At 34.5% G+C, this 13,607-nt stretch carries 12 protein-coding genes; 7 read left to right on the plus strand and 5 right to left on the minus strand.

The window, feature by feature from the left end:
• Nucleotides 1–78: 78 nt before the first annotated feature.
• The 5 genes from FUA22_RS08485 to FUA22_RS08505 are packed head-to-tail and all read right to left on the minus strand — an operon-like array spanning nucleotide 79 to nucleotide 4,692.
• The gene (locus tag FUA22_RS08485) at nucleotides 79–1,344 is read right to left on the minus strand and encodes a POTRA domain-containing protein (protein ID WP_147767540.1); all 1,266 of its coding nucleotides are present in this window, start codon (nucleotides 1,342–1,344) and stop codon (nucleotides 79–81) included.
• On the minus strand, nucleotides 1,341–2,075 hold the full coding sequence (locus FUA22_RS08490; protein ID WP_147767541.1) for a hypothetical protein: 735 nt from the start codon (nucleotides 2,073–2,075) through the stop codon (nucleotides 1,341–1,343). The genes FUA22_RS08485 and FUA22_RS08490 overlap by 4 nt, the downstream gene beginning before the upstream one ends.
• The gene (locus FUA22_RS08495) at nucleotides 2,059–3,063 is read right to left on the minus strand and encodes a glycoside hydrolase family 113 (RefSeq protein ID WP_147767542.1); all 1,005 of its coding nucleotides are present in this window, start codon (nucleotides 3,061–3,063) and stop codon (nucleotides 2,059–2,061) included. The genes FUA22_RS08490 and FUA22_RS08495 overlap by 17 nt, the downstream gene beginning before the upstream one ends.
• A 36-nt stretch (nucleotides 3,064–3,099) precedes the next feature.
• Nucleotides 3,100–3,966 (minus strand): hypothetical protein, encoded by an 867-nt coding sequence (locus FUA22_RS08500; protein WP_147767543.1) that lies wholly within the window; start codon nucleotides 3,964–3,966, stop codon nucleotides 3,100–3,102.
• A gap of 15 nt (nucleotides 3,967–3,981) precedes the next feature.
• A complete protein-coding gene (locus tag FUA22_RS08505; RefSeq protein ID WP_147767544.1) occupies nucleotides 3,982–4,692 on the minus strand; it encodes a DUF547 domain-containing protein in 711 nt (236 codons plus the stop codon).
• A 204-nt stretch (nucleotides 4,693–4,896) separates the two neighbouring features.
• Here FUA22_RS08505 and FUA22_RS08510 point away from each other — a divergent pair, with 204 nt between their 5' ends.
• From FUA22_RS08510 to FUA22_RS08540, 7 genes are all read left to right on the plus strand, one after another.
• Nucleotides 4,897–6,243 carry an NAD(P)/FAD-dependent oxidoreductase gene (locus tag FUA22_RS08510; RefSeq protein ID WP_147767545.1) on the plus strand — a complete coding sequence of 449 codons (1,347 nt, stop codon included), beginning with the start codon at nucleotides 4,897–4,899 and terminating at the stop codon, nucleotides 6,241–6,243.
• Nucleotides 6,244–6,252: 9 nt separating this feature from the next.
• Nucleotides 6,253–7,662 carry a 4Fe-4S binding protein gene (locus tag FUA22_RS08515; protein ID WP_147767546.1) on the plus strand — a complete coding sequence of 470 codons (1,410 nt, stop codon included), beginning with the start codon at nucleotides 6,253–6,255 and terminating at the stop codon, nucleotides 7,660–7,662.
• A gap of 63 nt (nucleotides 7,663–7,725) precedes the next feature.
• Nucleotides 7,726–9,504 (plus strand): tetratricopeptide repeat protein, encoded by a 1,779-nt coding sequence (locus FUA22_RS08520; protein ID WP_147767547.1) that lies wholly within the window; start codon nucleotides 7,726–7,728, stop codon nucleotides 9,502–9,504.
• A 100-nt stretch (nucleotides 9,505–9,604) separates the two neighbouring features.
• Entirely contained in the window at nucleotides 9,605–10,360 is a 756-nt protein-coding gene (locus tag FUA22_RS08525; protein ID WP_147767548.1) for a sterol desaturase family protein, read from the plus strand.
• Nucleotides 10,361–10,364: 4 nt separating this feature from the next.
• Nucleotides 10,365–11,297, plus strand: a complete 933-nt coding sequence (locus FUA22_RS08530; protein WP_147767549.1) for a homocysteine S-methyltransferase family protein — start codon at nucleotides 10,365–10,367, stop codon at nucleotides 11,295–11,297.
• A 132-nt stretch (nucleotides 11,298–11,429) separates the two neighbouring features.
• Nucleotides 11,430–12,119: a glycosyltransferase family 2 protein gene (locus FUA22_RS08535; protein ID WP_147767550.1), complete on the plus strand. Its 690-nt coding sequence runs from the start codon at nucleotides 11,430–11,432 to the stop codon at nucleotides 12,117–12,119.
• Complete coding sequence (locus FUA22_RS08540) at nucleotides 12,119–13,606, plus strand: cellulose synthase family protein (RefSeq protein WP_147767551.1); 1,488 nt, start codon at nucleotides 12,119–12,121, stop codon at nucleotides 13,604–13,606. The genes FUA22_RS08535 and FUA22_RS08540 overlap by 1 nt, the downstream gene beginning before the upstream one ends.
• Nucleotide 13,607: the final 1 nt, after the last annotated feature.

Here is a 13,607-nt window from a genome sequence, read left to right on the forward strand (position 1 = left end):
ATTTGTGAAGCTCCCCGACGAAGAAGGGAGCGACTGCCGAAAGCCCGACCCCTTGTGGGTAACGCCCAAATAATAAAACTAAAAATACTGGCCAATACCAAACACAATACCACGGGTAGCATCTTGCGTAAGGCCAACACCATAATCTAGCCTAAAAATGGCATTAAATATTTTTTTGTGAATAACACGAAAACCTAAACCAGTATAAACCTTAATATTATTACTGTCTGTAAAATTACTTAAGGAACCTCCTGGTAAACGCCATGTACCACTATCTACAAATACATTACTTTGTAACACTATGTTGTGCTTATCTACCAAGGTGTGCCTATATTCGGTATTAAAAACGATAGAACCTGTTCCTCTATCTATAGTATTTCCTACACCTCTAATATTGATATTATTATCTACAGAAAAGGGTGCAAACGGTGTTTTATCGTTTGTTGAGATACCTATGCGCATACGGTTAGCCCAATTCCCTTTAGTACCTATGCGCTTAAAATAAAACAAGTCATCCCAAGCAATGTGGAAATCAGGTAACATATCATTAGTAGAAGTAACATATTGAAAATTAAACACATTCCTAAACCCAGAAACATACTGATAATGATATTTGAGATTGTTATGTTCATAAATAAATTTAGCCAACCATTTGTGTACATTTAACCCTTGCGGAACGTTTGGATCAGTTGCTCCAGACACATAACTGTAATTTTCAGTAAAATAGTTTGCTCCAACTTCCACTCTATTTTTAAAATCTATCTTGTAAAGCCCAAGCAACTCTACAGATTCATTATTATATTTATAATCAGCAGAGTCATTATTAAAAAACACAGGTTCTAAGGTGGTTAAATCTTGATAATTAAAGGCAAGCCCAAATCGCCTTGAAAACAAAAATGGTGCTCTAAAATTAACGGCATAAGAATCATAAACATCATGCTGATAAAAAGCTCCCAAACCAATATTTCTTCCTAATAAATTAAACTCAGTAAGGCCAATTCTAAAAGCAAACTCATCATTATTTGTGGTATATATACTTGGTGATGGTATTAGTGTAAAGCTTTCTTCAATATTATAAACAATGTCATAGGAACCTTCATCTGTTTTATATACGTGATAATAGGCGTGAGATACAGATGGTAACCGTTTAAGCGTTTCCATATCTTCATCAAGCCTTAAAGAATCTAATGGCATATTTGGTTTTACGGAAGCTATTTTCTTTACAAAAGAGGTTTTAAGTCTTTTGTTCCCCTGCACCTTAATATCTGCAACAACATTATTTTGGGAAAAACTTAAAGAACAAACTAATAGAAAAAGGACACAGTAAAAATATTTTTGAATCATTGGGCTTGAAACGATTTTTCTACCATCCAATTTACCCAATTATCTTCACTTACATCCATTAAAACGAAATTATATGTACTACCAACCATTAAATCTGGTGGATTTTGAGTTGTTACATTAAGCACAACATTAGAAGTATTGTAATATTGAAAGTAATTATCATATGTGTAAGTACCAGACAACAAATTATTCTGCTCATCTATAACCACTTGAAAATAAATAGCATTATCACCAACTGGGTCATCAGCCCACATAAAATTTGGCATCATTGATTGTGATTGATCAATTGTTACTTGGTCATTCCAAACCGATTCTTTTGTAATTTGCTTAGAGCGAATAGGGTTAGAAACTTTTATTTCCCCTTCCAATTCAAATGTAACTATCATCCATTTTTCATGAGATGAAGCATGTGTAAACTTACCTAAATAGCCATTAAAAACTGGTGCGTTTGGAAGTGAAACTAAGGTGTAGTTTGAATAATCATCACCATCTACAACCGTGTTTTCAGTTTCGAAATATTTAATATTGGAAGCTCCAGCTTTAGGATAATAAAAGGTTAGAATTTCTCCAGTAGTTTTATCACTAGCTGCACAAGCAATAACTCCTCCTTGCTCAATACTTTTCCCTTGCAAATAAGAAACCAATGAGGTTAAGACCTCATCATCTGAATTGGTACAGGACCAAATCATAACAAAAACAAATAAGTATTTTAATCTACTTATATACTGCATAGTGTGCTTTAATTATTGCTTCAACCGGTTTATTTTGAGGTGTAAATCTGGTATTCTCGGTTCCACCAGCTTTTTCATGATTATGATACCATTTCCAAATAAAACCACCAGCAAACCAATCTTCCTTCCAAAAAGTTTCAAATAAGGCTTTTGTGGTATTGGTTTGACCATCTAAATTAACCTGATTCATACTTCTATCACTTTTCCAGGGTTCTCTACCTGTGAAATCTACACTTCTATATCCGAACTCCGTAAACAAAATAGGCTTATCAAATGCCTCATGCCTTTTCCTAATCTCAGGTAAATGTGCTTTCCATCCTTTTAAAGCGTCATCATAAGATGGCGTTTTATCATCACTCACTGGAAAGTAGGCATCAACACCTATAAAATCTAACTCTCGCCAAAACGGTGTTCTCTTAAATTCATCCCAATTGGCGGCATAGGTTAGTTTTCCTTTATAAATTTTTCTTATTTCCTTTATCAGGTTTAACCAGTAGTTTGGTCTATTATCAATAAAAGTTTCTAGTTCTGTACCAATACAAAACAATTTAACCTTGAGCTCTTCAGCTAATTGGGCATAATCTAAAATAAATTTTGAGTAGGATGCTTCTAAAGTTTTCCAATCTTCTTCAGAATTCATTTTTATATAACCCGTAAACTCACCCCGCCATACCCAAATTTGTGGTTTGAGCATAATATTTATATGCTGTTTTCTAAGCTCTTCAATGTATTGTTTGGTACCTTCTTTGGTTTCTCCATACCATTGACGTTCACCACCATAAACAACATTAGGATTATCAACAGTTCTTAAAAACCCAAACGGCATTACTGAAGCGTAATTAGCATTTACACTAACCACAGGTTTTACATGATTTTGGTTGATAGCCTCTCGTGAAGCAACAAAACTTACTCCGTTAATTTTTTCAATCTGAGCATTACAAGATTGACAAGACAATACAAATAAAATAAAGAGTCTGTATAGTTTCATATTAGTGTTTTCCGACCCTAATTTACTATTTATACATTAAAATAATGCTCTTAAGCCAATATTAAATGAGTTTCCAAGCCCTGTATCATTACCTCTAACAAATTTGCTATACAACAATTCAAGGTTTAAAACATCTGTTATCTGGTACTTACCACCAAATCCTAGAGCAGTAAAATCTTGTTCAAAATCTCCTACTCTCTGGAAGTGTTGTACGAAACCTAAAACCGTTGATTTTCCACTAGGAAAGTAGCTCATAAAAACCCCAGGAGACAAAACAAATGTATTATTAGCGAAACTAGAATCATCGCCAAAATTATATTCTGTATTTAACTCGGTAAACAACTGCCAATCTCCACTTGGCAATGTATAATCATAAAAAAACCGATTTTGGAATGTATAGGCAGTTTGATCTAAAAATACACCTTGGGCATCTGATTCTTCTCCAAGTAATGGAATATGAAACGCAGATTGTACGGTAAAATTTCCAACATTTTTAATAGGATTAAATTTAATAACCGGAGCAACAGAAGTAAAACCAGAACGGGCAGTACCACTTTCTCCATCAAATGAAAACACATCTAAAGCGCTCCTACCACCTACGACATTAGATCTAATATCAAATAACAAGCCTATATTAAAGGTGCTATTTTCAGATACTCCAGTAAAGATATCAAAGCTTGAGGTGAAATAAGTTTCTCTGTTCTTATCCGTCTTTACTCCATTATTTCTTGATTTGGTTTCCGTATATAAATTGTTAAACCATTTAATATCCCATTGCCCTTTTTTCAAAAGCTTAGAAGGCGTATAGGTTTGGATATTACTTTTTGTTTCTTCTTGCTCTTCTTGTGAAAATCCGGTAAAAGCAATTGATACTATAAATAGAAATGTAAAAAATCTTGTCATGAATTTGTTTTTAAATTATTGTTCATTGACTTTCCAATTGTAAGGAAAGTATCTTACTTTAAAATTATTTGGAATTTTATCTGTTCGGTATTTATTTATAAAATCAATTTCGGTGGTTCCATTCATTCTAAAATCTTCCTTATACCACTCCATTATTTGAGATACAGCCACACGTTTTTTCTTATTATCCACTTTTAAAAACGTACTGTTTAAAGCAATTTTTGTTTGAGTTTCTAATTGTTCATCTAAAGTCTCAGGTAAATATGCCTTATTGATTAATGGCGGACAACCAATTGCGCCACACACCAGTACAAAATGAAAGCGAGGATCTTCAAACTGAGCTCTTAATAATTTATGTTCGATTTCATTTAAAGTGATTTTGTTTCCACCCAAATCGTACTTAGTCTTCTCAAAAAAACCAGCATTATCTAATGGCGAATTAGTAGGGTAATTATCAATAATACCTTTTATAACTGATAAGTTATACGAATTAATCCAAAACGCTTGATACGAATCAGCTTTATCTTTTGAAGTCGAAATTGATTTTGCAAGACTTAATACATCGTCTAAATCTTTTGAATCTTTATGAAGTTTTGCATAGGCTACTTTTCCATTATTTACATAGGTTTCAAAAAACGCATTGGCTTTTTTAAAAAAATCTGCCTCACTTTGAGACCAACCAGAAAAAGCAATAAAAAGGGTTAATAAAACAACTATTTTCTTCATAATTATATTTAGTTTTCACAAAGTAACAACTCCTCTGTCGAATAGAATGTTAGCTAACTTACAAATACATAAAAAAGATTTTGACGTCTACCTTTCAGTTGATTCCTTACACAAGATACTTAATTTGAATTGGTTCTAAATTTACACAGGTCACATTAAGTTCTTATCTTTAGTTTCGACCTAATAGATCATAAATCTCAAAAAATGGACCACATTGTTATTATAGGAAATGGTGTTTCTGGAGTAACGGCTGCCAGACATATTAGAAAACTATCCGATAAAAAAATCACTATAGTTTCTGTTGAAACCGATTATTTCTTTTCCCGTACAGCACTGATGTATGTATACATGGGACATATGAAGTTTGAGCATACGCAACCTTATGAAAATTGGTTTTGGAAGAAGAACAAAATCGACTTGAAAAAAGGTTTTGTTAAAACCGTTGAAACAAAAAGCAAAACGCTTCATTTCTCAAACGGAGAATCTTTACAATATGATAAATTGATTATTGCAACAGGTAGTAAGCCTAATAAATTTGGTTGGCCCGGACAAGATTTAGATGGTGTTATGGGCATGTATCACAAACAAGATTTAGAAAACCTTGAGAAGTTTGCTCCTAATAATAAAGTTTGTAAACGAGCCGTGATAGTCGGTGGTGGATTGATTGGAATTGAATTGGCCGAAATGCTACATTCAAGACATATTCCCGTTACTTTTTTAGTAAGAGAAACCAGCTTTTGGAACAAGGTCTTTCCAGAACAAGAATCTGAAATGATTAATAAAGAGATTATAAGCAATGGTATTGATTTACGATTAGGGGTTAATCTAAAAGAAATAAAACCTGAAGAAAACGGAAAAGTAAAATCGGTAATTATAGAAGAAACCGGAGAAGAAATTAATTGTGATTTAGTTGGTTTAACTGCCGGAGTATCTCCTAACATTGATTTTATAAAGGAAAGCGACATTGAAACTGAACGCGGTGTAAAAGTAAATAGGTTTTTAGAAACCAATATTACAGATGTATATGCTATTGGCGATTGTGCCGAACAACACGACCCAATTGGTAGTCGGAGACCCATTGAAGCCGTTTGGTATACGGGGCGTATGATGGGAGAAACGGTGGCGCAAACTATTTGTGGTAACCGCATTGAATATAAACCCGGGCACTGGTTTAACTCAGCCAAATTTTTTGATATTGAATATCAAACCTACGGATGGGTTTTGGCGCAACCTAAAGACAATGAAACCCATTTTTATTGGGAACATGAAAGTGGCAAAAAATGCATCCATATGAGTTTTAACAGGAAAACCGGAGTATTTACTGGCATAAACAACCTAGGAATTAGAATGCGTCATGAGTTTTTTGATAAAGCGTTAACAGAAAACAAAACTGTAGATTATGTTTTAGAACATTTAGCTGATGCTAATTTTGACCCAGAGTTTTACAAACTACACGAACCTGAAATTGTTGCCAAATTTAACAAAGAGAATGGCAGCAACATTCAGTTAAAAAAGAAAAGTTGGAAACGCATTTTTAACCTAACCGCCTAAAAAATAGTTATGGATAAGCATTCAAGTTTTGCAGTTTCAAATCCGCATAAAGTACCATTAGATAGCCTCCAAAAACTTGGTTTATGGATGGGAATTATTGGAGTAGGCATTTTGGCCTTTGCTACTTTTAATTTTCATTCAGAACCCAAAAGTGTCTTTGTTTTGGTTTCCATTGCACTAATATTAGTGGGCTCCATTGTTTACGGTAGACAATCTTATATTAAACAAGTTCCAGGAATTAAAAACAACCATGTTTGGTTTAAAACTTTATCAAACAGAGGTGTTTGGGGATGGCTTTTAGGAATCATATTAACCTTGTTCTACATATTGATTTATTGGTTTCCTCAATATTTGGGATTAGGCATGAACGGAGAAGAAAACACGGGACTTGTTGTTATGTTTGATAGCATTAGCATGTTTTTTAAAGGTCAACCGGCCAGCCAATGGTTTGTTTACGGAACATTATACACTTTAGCTATTCTGTCTTTGGGAATCAAATTCATGTATAAATACAGGCATAACAGGTATCAACTAATTAGAACCGTTGTTGTCATTATTTCTCAACTCTTTTTAGCCTATTTAATTCCTGAGATTTTAGAAGGACTGAATACAGAAACTCCATATTTCGCTAAGGATATCAAAAACATGTGGCCACTAAACTACTATTTCTTTGAGTCTTGGCATCTTGACAATATGGTTAATGGTGGTACTTTAGGCATGTTTTATTTGGTTGTTGGTATATTTATGTTTTTAGTTTTCACACCAATTATCACCTATTTTGTTGGAAAACGATGGTATTGTTCTTGGGTTTGTGGCTGCGGTGGTTTAGCCGAAACTGCTGGTGATCCATTTCGTCATTTATCCTCTAAAAAACTATCTGCTTGGAAATTGGAACGCTGGCTTATTCATAGTATCATGGTCTTTATTTTCATTGTTACAATAGCTGTTCTTTACGGTTACTTTACAGGAAGCGGGGAGTTCTTCGGACTAAGCATTTACACTTATTTTAGTAAACCATATGGCTTTTTAATTGGAGCGATGTTTTCTGGAGTTATTGGAGTTGGTTTTTATCCTATGTTAGGCAGTAGAGTTTGGTGCAGATTTGGTTGTCCTCTAGCCGGCTACATGGGAATTATTCAACGTTTTAAATCTAGGTTTAGAATTACTACTAATGGAGGGCAGTGCATATCTTGTGGTAATTGTTCAACCTATTGCGAACAGGGTATCGATGTAAGAGCCTATGCTCAAAAAGGTGAAAACATTGTGCGAGCTAGTTGTGTAGGCTGTGGTATTTGTTCTGCTGTTTGCCCAAGAGGTGTTTTAAAACTGGAAAATGGCCCTGAAAAAGGACGTATCAATCCAACGGATGTACTGTTAGGCAATGATGTAGATTTGATGGATTTGGTGAATCAAAAGTAACCCTATCGATTAAATTCTTAATTTAGTAGTTCGATTTTTTAAAATCAATAGCCAAACTCCGAAGTGCTGACAAAAAACAAGAATATCACTATTGCTGTTTTACCGTTTCAAATAACGAGTGAAGAGGACCGCATAAAACAGCTTTTTCTCGGTTTTACTGAAGACCTCATCACACACTTCTCCAAATTCATAGGATTATCCGTTATATCATCCTACTCAACATTAAGAACAAAAGATATTTCAAATAAAGACGAAGTTGAACAACTTGGTGCAGATTATTTGGTTTATGGTACCGTACGCCATAGAAATGAGAATCTTAGGATGTCAATTCAGCTTATAAAAACCGAAGACCAAAGCCTAGTTTTTGGAAATCAGTACGATGAATCTATTGATTCGCTTCTGGAAGCACAGGATGATGTGGTACAGCAAATAGTTACGGTTCTGGAGGAAAAAATAAACTATAATCTACTATCTCATTCTTATAAGAAAAATTCGGTCGATTTAGCAGCTTATGAGAATTACCTCATAGGTATGAACACTTTACAAAAAGGTTCAAAAGATAATGACATAAAAGCACGTGAATATTTTAACGCTGCCTTAGAAATAGACCCTAACTATTCACTAGCTTATACAGGGTTATCACTTAGCTATTTTAATTTTTGGTCGTGCTTACTTTGGGAGCGTTGGGATGAAAGCATGCAAGGAGCACACTATTTTGCATTAAAGGCCATTGAACTTGATGGAAACGATTATACAGCCTTAGGTGTTTTAGGAAGAACCTACGTTTACTTTGGAGAATATGAAAAAGCAGAGCATTATTTGAGGAAATCGTTACGAATGAATTCTAATGATTGCTCACATCTGTTAAGAGTGGCATTTTCTTTAATGTTTTTAGGTTATAATGACGAAGCAGTTAAACTTTATCATAAGGCCATTGAGTTAAATCCGTTTCATTCTAATCATTACTATGCACATGGTTCAAATTATTATTTAGGTATAGGCGATTTTAAAACCAGTATAGAATTATCAAAAAAAACAGCTATGAATAGCTGGACTGATTATCCAGCATTTGTGGCAGCAGCTTATTTACAACTCAAAGATTATGATAATATGTGGCGTTGTTGGGATGAGTATATGGTACTATTTGAAAAGGCTGTGTATTCTGGAAAAAAAACTTTATTGGAAGAAGCATTGGAGTGGCTAATAGTGGTTAATCCGTTTAAAAACTTCACCTACTTAACACCTTTGATTGAATTCATTAAAACTGAAAAGCGGATTATTAACACTAACAAAAGTGATGATAAAAACACAGTGCATGAAACCTCATTTATTTTAAAAGGTGATGTTTGGGAGATGAATTATTTAGGTAAAAACATTATACTAAAAGATGCTAAAGGCTTTCATGATATTTACAAATTGCTCTCACATACCAATCAAGAGTTTCATTGTTTAGATTTAATGGATGCTGGGGTTGACGAAAGTAGTAATGCCGTATCTTTTGATCATAAAGCAAAGGCTGAATATCATAAACGCATTAAGGAATTACAGGAAGACATAGCTGAAGCCGAAAGTCTAAATCAAATTGAAAGCGTTTCATCTTTAAGAGAAGAATACGACACCATTTTGGACCATTTATCACAGTCATTAGGTTTATCAGGTAAAACACGAAAAGTTGGTTCTACTATTGAAAAGGCAAGGTCTGCCGTAACTTGGCGTATAAGAAGCAGCGTCAAAAAAATAGAGAAATCACATCCCGAATTGGCCACTCATCTTTCAAAGTCAATTAAAACAGGTACTTACTGCTCATACAAGCCTGAAATTGAAGTGGATTGGGCACTCTAATTAACTCAACTTACATCTTTCTTTTTTAAAACTTACATCGTAAGGCAAAAACTTACGCCTATAGGTTAAAAGCGAATTATTAATCAAAAAACGAATTATTATGCCAACGCCTTTTGAAATTTTATTAGACCCCATATCATTAATAGCTTTAGGAATGTATGCTCTTTTAATTATCTGGGAAGCTTTATTCCCTGCTAGACCATTACCAAAAGTTAAGAACTGGAAACTGAGAGGAATGACTTCCTTTGCAGTATTTTTCTTTTTATCATCGTATTTACCTTTGTTAACAGACCCAATTTTAGCGCAATATCAATTCTTTGACTTAACAAGTCTTGGAAATGTTGGTGGTGGTGTTTTCGCCATTGTACTTTATGAATTAGGCGTTTTTGTCTGGCATAGAGCCATGCACAAATCGGATTTTCTTTGGAGATTATTTCATCAAATGCATCACAGTGCAGAACGTATGGATACTTACGGCGCCTTTTACTTTAGTTTATTTGATATGATTGGATTCACATTCTTAGGAAGTATCTGTTTAGCGCTTCTAGTAGGTGTAACCCCTCAAGCGGTTACTATCATGTTATTGGGTACAATGTTCTTGGGGATATTCCAACACACGAATATTAAAACACCGCATTGGTTAGGGTATATTATTCAGCGTCCGGAAAGCCATACCGTACATCATGCCAAAGGAATTCACAAACACAATTATTCTGATTTACCAATATTCGACATCATCTTTGGTTCATTTAAAAACCCCAAGGGTTACGAACATGAAACAGGGTTTTATGAAGGTGCCTCTGCTAAGGTGGTTGAGATGCTTACTTTCCAAGACATCAATAAATCTAAAGTCTAAAATCATGTTACACATCCTAGAAAAACTTCAAGCCTCCATCTTTTTAACAGACGGAGGTTTAGAAACCGATTTAATTTTTAATAAAGGAATTGATTTACCGCATTTTGCTGCATTTCCATTAATTGAAAATCCCAAATATCAGGAAACCTTTGAATCTTATTATAGGGAATATATGGACATGGCTAAAAAACATCAAACCGGCTATATCTTAGAGAGCCCAACTTGGAGAGCGAACCCAGATTGGGGTTTCAAACTAGGATATTCAAAAGACGATTTAATAAGAGTAAATAAACTAGCTATTCAACAAATGAATAGTCTTAGAGCAACATATAAAAGAGATATTGAAACTATATTTATTAGCGGACAGTTAGGACCAAGACGCGATGGTTATCTAATACGAAACACTATGTCAGCAAAGGAAGCAGAGGACTATCACAAACTTCAAATGTCAGTTTTCAAAAATGAAAAAGTAGATTTGGTATCTGCCATAACCATGACTTATAGCAATGAGGCTTTAGGCATTGCAAAAGCGGCAAAAGCAAACAACTTGCCAGTTGTACTATCTTTCACTGTTGAAACCGACGGACATTTACCAAGTGGAGAAAGTTTGAAAGAAGCCATAGAAAAAATTGACAAAGCCACCAAAACCTACCCTCTATACTACATGATAAACTGTGCCCACCCAACACACTTTATTGATAAAGTTGAAACATCCTCAAACTGGAAATGTAGAATCAAGGGTATTCGCGCTAACGCGTCTTGTAAAAGTCATGCCGAATTAGATGAATCTACAGAGGTTGACAGAGGAAACCCAAAAGAATTGGGGCAATTGCATAAAACCCTAACAACACATTTACCAGAATTAGCAATTTTTGGAGGTTGTTGCGGTACAGATGCCTCTCATGTAGCTTCAATTTGTAATCATGTTTTAGCCTAAATTTCTCAAAACAGAATTTTTCTAAGAGCATGTATACATGCTCTTTTTCTTTATAATAATTTAAAAATGTTGTTAGTTCATAATTTGACCAACGACATAGCTTATTGTATTTTTGCATCACAATAACTTTTCATGCCCAAAATAAACGTCATCATTCCTGCTTATAACGAAGCTGATTCTATTGGAAACGTTATTAAAGATATCCCAAACACAGTTGAAGAAGTAATTGTAATAAGCAATAATTCTACCGATGACACTGAGGTAAATGCCCAAAATGCCGGCGCCACCGTTTTAACAGAAAGTCGTAAAGGTTATGGTTACGCCTGTTTAAAAGGAATGGATTACATTGCCAATAAAGCAGCTAAACCAGACATAATTGTTTTTCTTGATGGTGATTATTCTGATTACCCCGAAGAACTTACAAAAATAGTAGAGCCGATAATAAATGATGACAAAGATTTTGTAATTGGTGCACGTGAAAAACGACTGAGAGAAGCAGGTTCTATGACAGGTCCTCAAATTTTCGGGAATTGGCTGGCAACCTTTTTAATGAAACTTATGTTTGGTTCAAAGTTTACAGATTTAGGTCCGTTTAGAGCTATAAAATATGACAAGTTGTTAGCGCTAGAAATGGAAGATAAAACATACGGATGGACAGTAGAAATGCAACTTAAGGCTCTGAAGCAAAAATTAAGTTATGTTGAAATTCCGGTGAATTATCGCAACAGAATAGGAGTTTCTAAAGTATCAGGAACCGTGAAAGGAGCTATATTTGCAGGCGTAAAAATATTAGGTTGGATATTTAAATACAGTTTTAAATAATGATTATAGAAGGCATCATCATTGTCATATACACCATTGCTATCTTGCTTATTTTCATGTATGCTTTGGCCCAACTGAACTTATTATTCAATTATGTTTCTGCTAAGAAAAAAGATAATTCGTTAAAATTTGATTTTTCAAACCCTAATGAAGTACCATATGTAACCATACAACTACCCGTGTATAACGAAATGTATGTTATGGAACGTCTTTTGGATAACATAGCTAAAATTGATTATCCGCAAGACAAACTAGAAATACAGGTGTTGGATGACTCTACAGATGAAACGGTGCAAAGTACCTTGACTCATATTGAAAAACTTCAGCAAACAGGTTTAGATATTAAACACATCACGAGAGTTAATCGAGTTGGGTTTAAAGCCGGTGCGTTAAAAGAGGGGTTGGAAGTTGCCAAAGGTGAATTCATTGCTATTTTCGACTCTGATTTTTTACCAAAACCTGATTGGTTAAAACGTACTGTACCCTATTTTAAAAATGAAGAAATAGGTGTTGTACAAACACGCTGGGGACATATAAACCGGAACTATTCCCTACTTACAAGAATACAAGCGTTTGCTTTAGATGCGCATTTTACACTAGAGCAAGTAGGCCGTAACAGCAAAGGTCATTTTATCAACTTTAACGGTACAGCGGGTATTTGGCGAAAAGAATGCATATTAGATGCTGGAAATTGGGAGGGTGACACCTTAACCGAAGACCTAGACCTCAGCTACCGTGCACAATTAAAAAATTGGAAATTCAAATACTTGGAAGACGTTGAAACTCCTGCCGAATTACCTGTAGTAATTAGTGCAGCGCGTTCACAACAATTTAGGTGGAACAAAGGAGGCGCTGAAAACTTCAGAAAAATGATGTGGCGGGTTCTAAAAAATAAAAATATTTCGGCTAAGACAAAGGTTCACGGACTTCTGCATTTACTTAACAGCACAATGTTTTTAAACATTCTAATTGTGGGGGTTTTAAGTATTCCAATGCTGTATATAAAAAATGAGTATGAGCATTTAAAACCTTACTTTTTGGTAATGAGCTTCTTTGTGCTAAGTACGGTTATTTTCTTTATCTGTTATTGGGTCATGTATAGAAACATCTACGGCAAAGGCATTAAAAACTTTATGGGTTATATAGGAATGTTTTTCGTGTTTTTCTCCATTGCCATGGGCTTTTCATTACACAATTCCATTGCAGTTCTAGAAGGGCATTTAGGTAAAAAAAGTGCCTTTATCAGGACTCCTAAATTCAACATCAATAACCTAAAAGACTCTTGGAAAAACAACAAATACATTAAAAAGAAGATTTCAGCACATGTAATAATTGAAGGTGCACTCATGCTATACTTTGGTTTTGGTATGTACAGTGCCTTTGTTGTTGGGGACCAAGGAGGCGATTTTGGTCTCTTCCCATTTCACGCCATGTTATGCGCAGGTTTTGGCTATGTGTTTTTTAAGTCTTTGGCTCCTAAATTTTAAA

It is taken from the genome of Seonamhaeicola maritimus (assembly GCF_008056315.1).
Classification (GTDB): Bacteria; Bacteroidota; Bacteroidia; order Flavobacteriales; family Flavobacteriaceae; genus Seonamhaeicola; species Seonamhaeicola maritimus.

What these genes read in the sequence shown, in the direction of transcription:
- FUA22_RS08500 (WP_147767543.1), bottom strand. Translation starts at nt 3,966, where the DNA reads ATGACAAGATTTTTTACATTTCTATTTATAGTATCAATTGCTTTTACC.
- FUA22_RS08485 (WP_147767540.1), bottom strand. Translation starts at nt 1,344, where the DNA reads ATGATTCAAAAATATTTTTACTGTGTCCTTTTTCTATTAGTTTGTTCT.
- FUA22_RS08540 (WP_147767551.1), top strand. Translation starts at nt 12,119, where the DNA reads ATGATTATAGAAGGCATCATCATTGTCATATACACCATTGCTATCTTG.
- FUA22_RS08490 (WP_147767541.1), bottom strand. Translation starts at nt 2,075, where the DNA reads ATGCAGTATATAAGTAGATTAAAATACTTATTTGTTTTTGTTATGATT.
- FUA22_RS08535 (WP_147767550.1), top strand. Translation starts at nt 11,430, where the DNA reads ATGCCCAAAATAAACGTCATCATTCCTGCTTATAACGAAGCTGATTCT.
- FUA22_RS08495 (WP_147767542.1), bottom strand. Translation starts at nt 3,063, where the DNA reads ATGAAACTATACAGACTCTTTATTTTATTTGTATTGTCTTGTCAATCT.
- FUA22_RS08505 (WP_147767544.1), bottom strand. Translation starts at nt 4,692, where the DNA reads ATGAAGAAAATAGTTGTTTTATTAACCCTTTTTATTGCTTTTTCTGGT.
- FUA22_RS08515 (WP_147767546.1), top strand. Translation starts at nt 6,253, where the DNA reads ATGGATAAGCATTCAAGTTTTGCAGTTTCAAATCCGCATAAAGTACCA.
- FUA22_RS08510 (WP_147767545.1), top strand. Translation starts at nt 4,897, where the DNA reads ATGGACCACATTGTTATTATAGGAAATGGTGTTTCTGGAGTAACGGCT.
- FUA22_RS08530 (WP_147767549.1), top strand. Translation starts at nt 10,365, where the DNA reads ATGTTACACATCCTAGAAAAACTTCAAGCCTCCATCTTTTTAACAGAC.
- FUA22_RS08525 (WP_147767548.1), top strand. Translation starts at nt 9,605, where the DNA reads ATGCCAACGCCTTTTGAAATTTTATTAGACCCCATATCATTAATAGCT.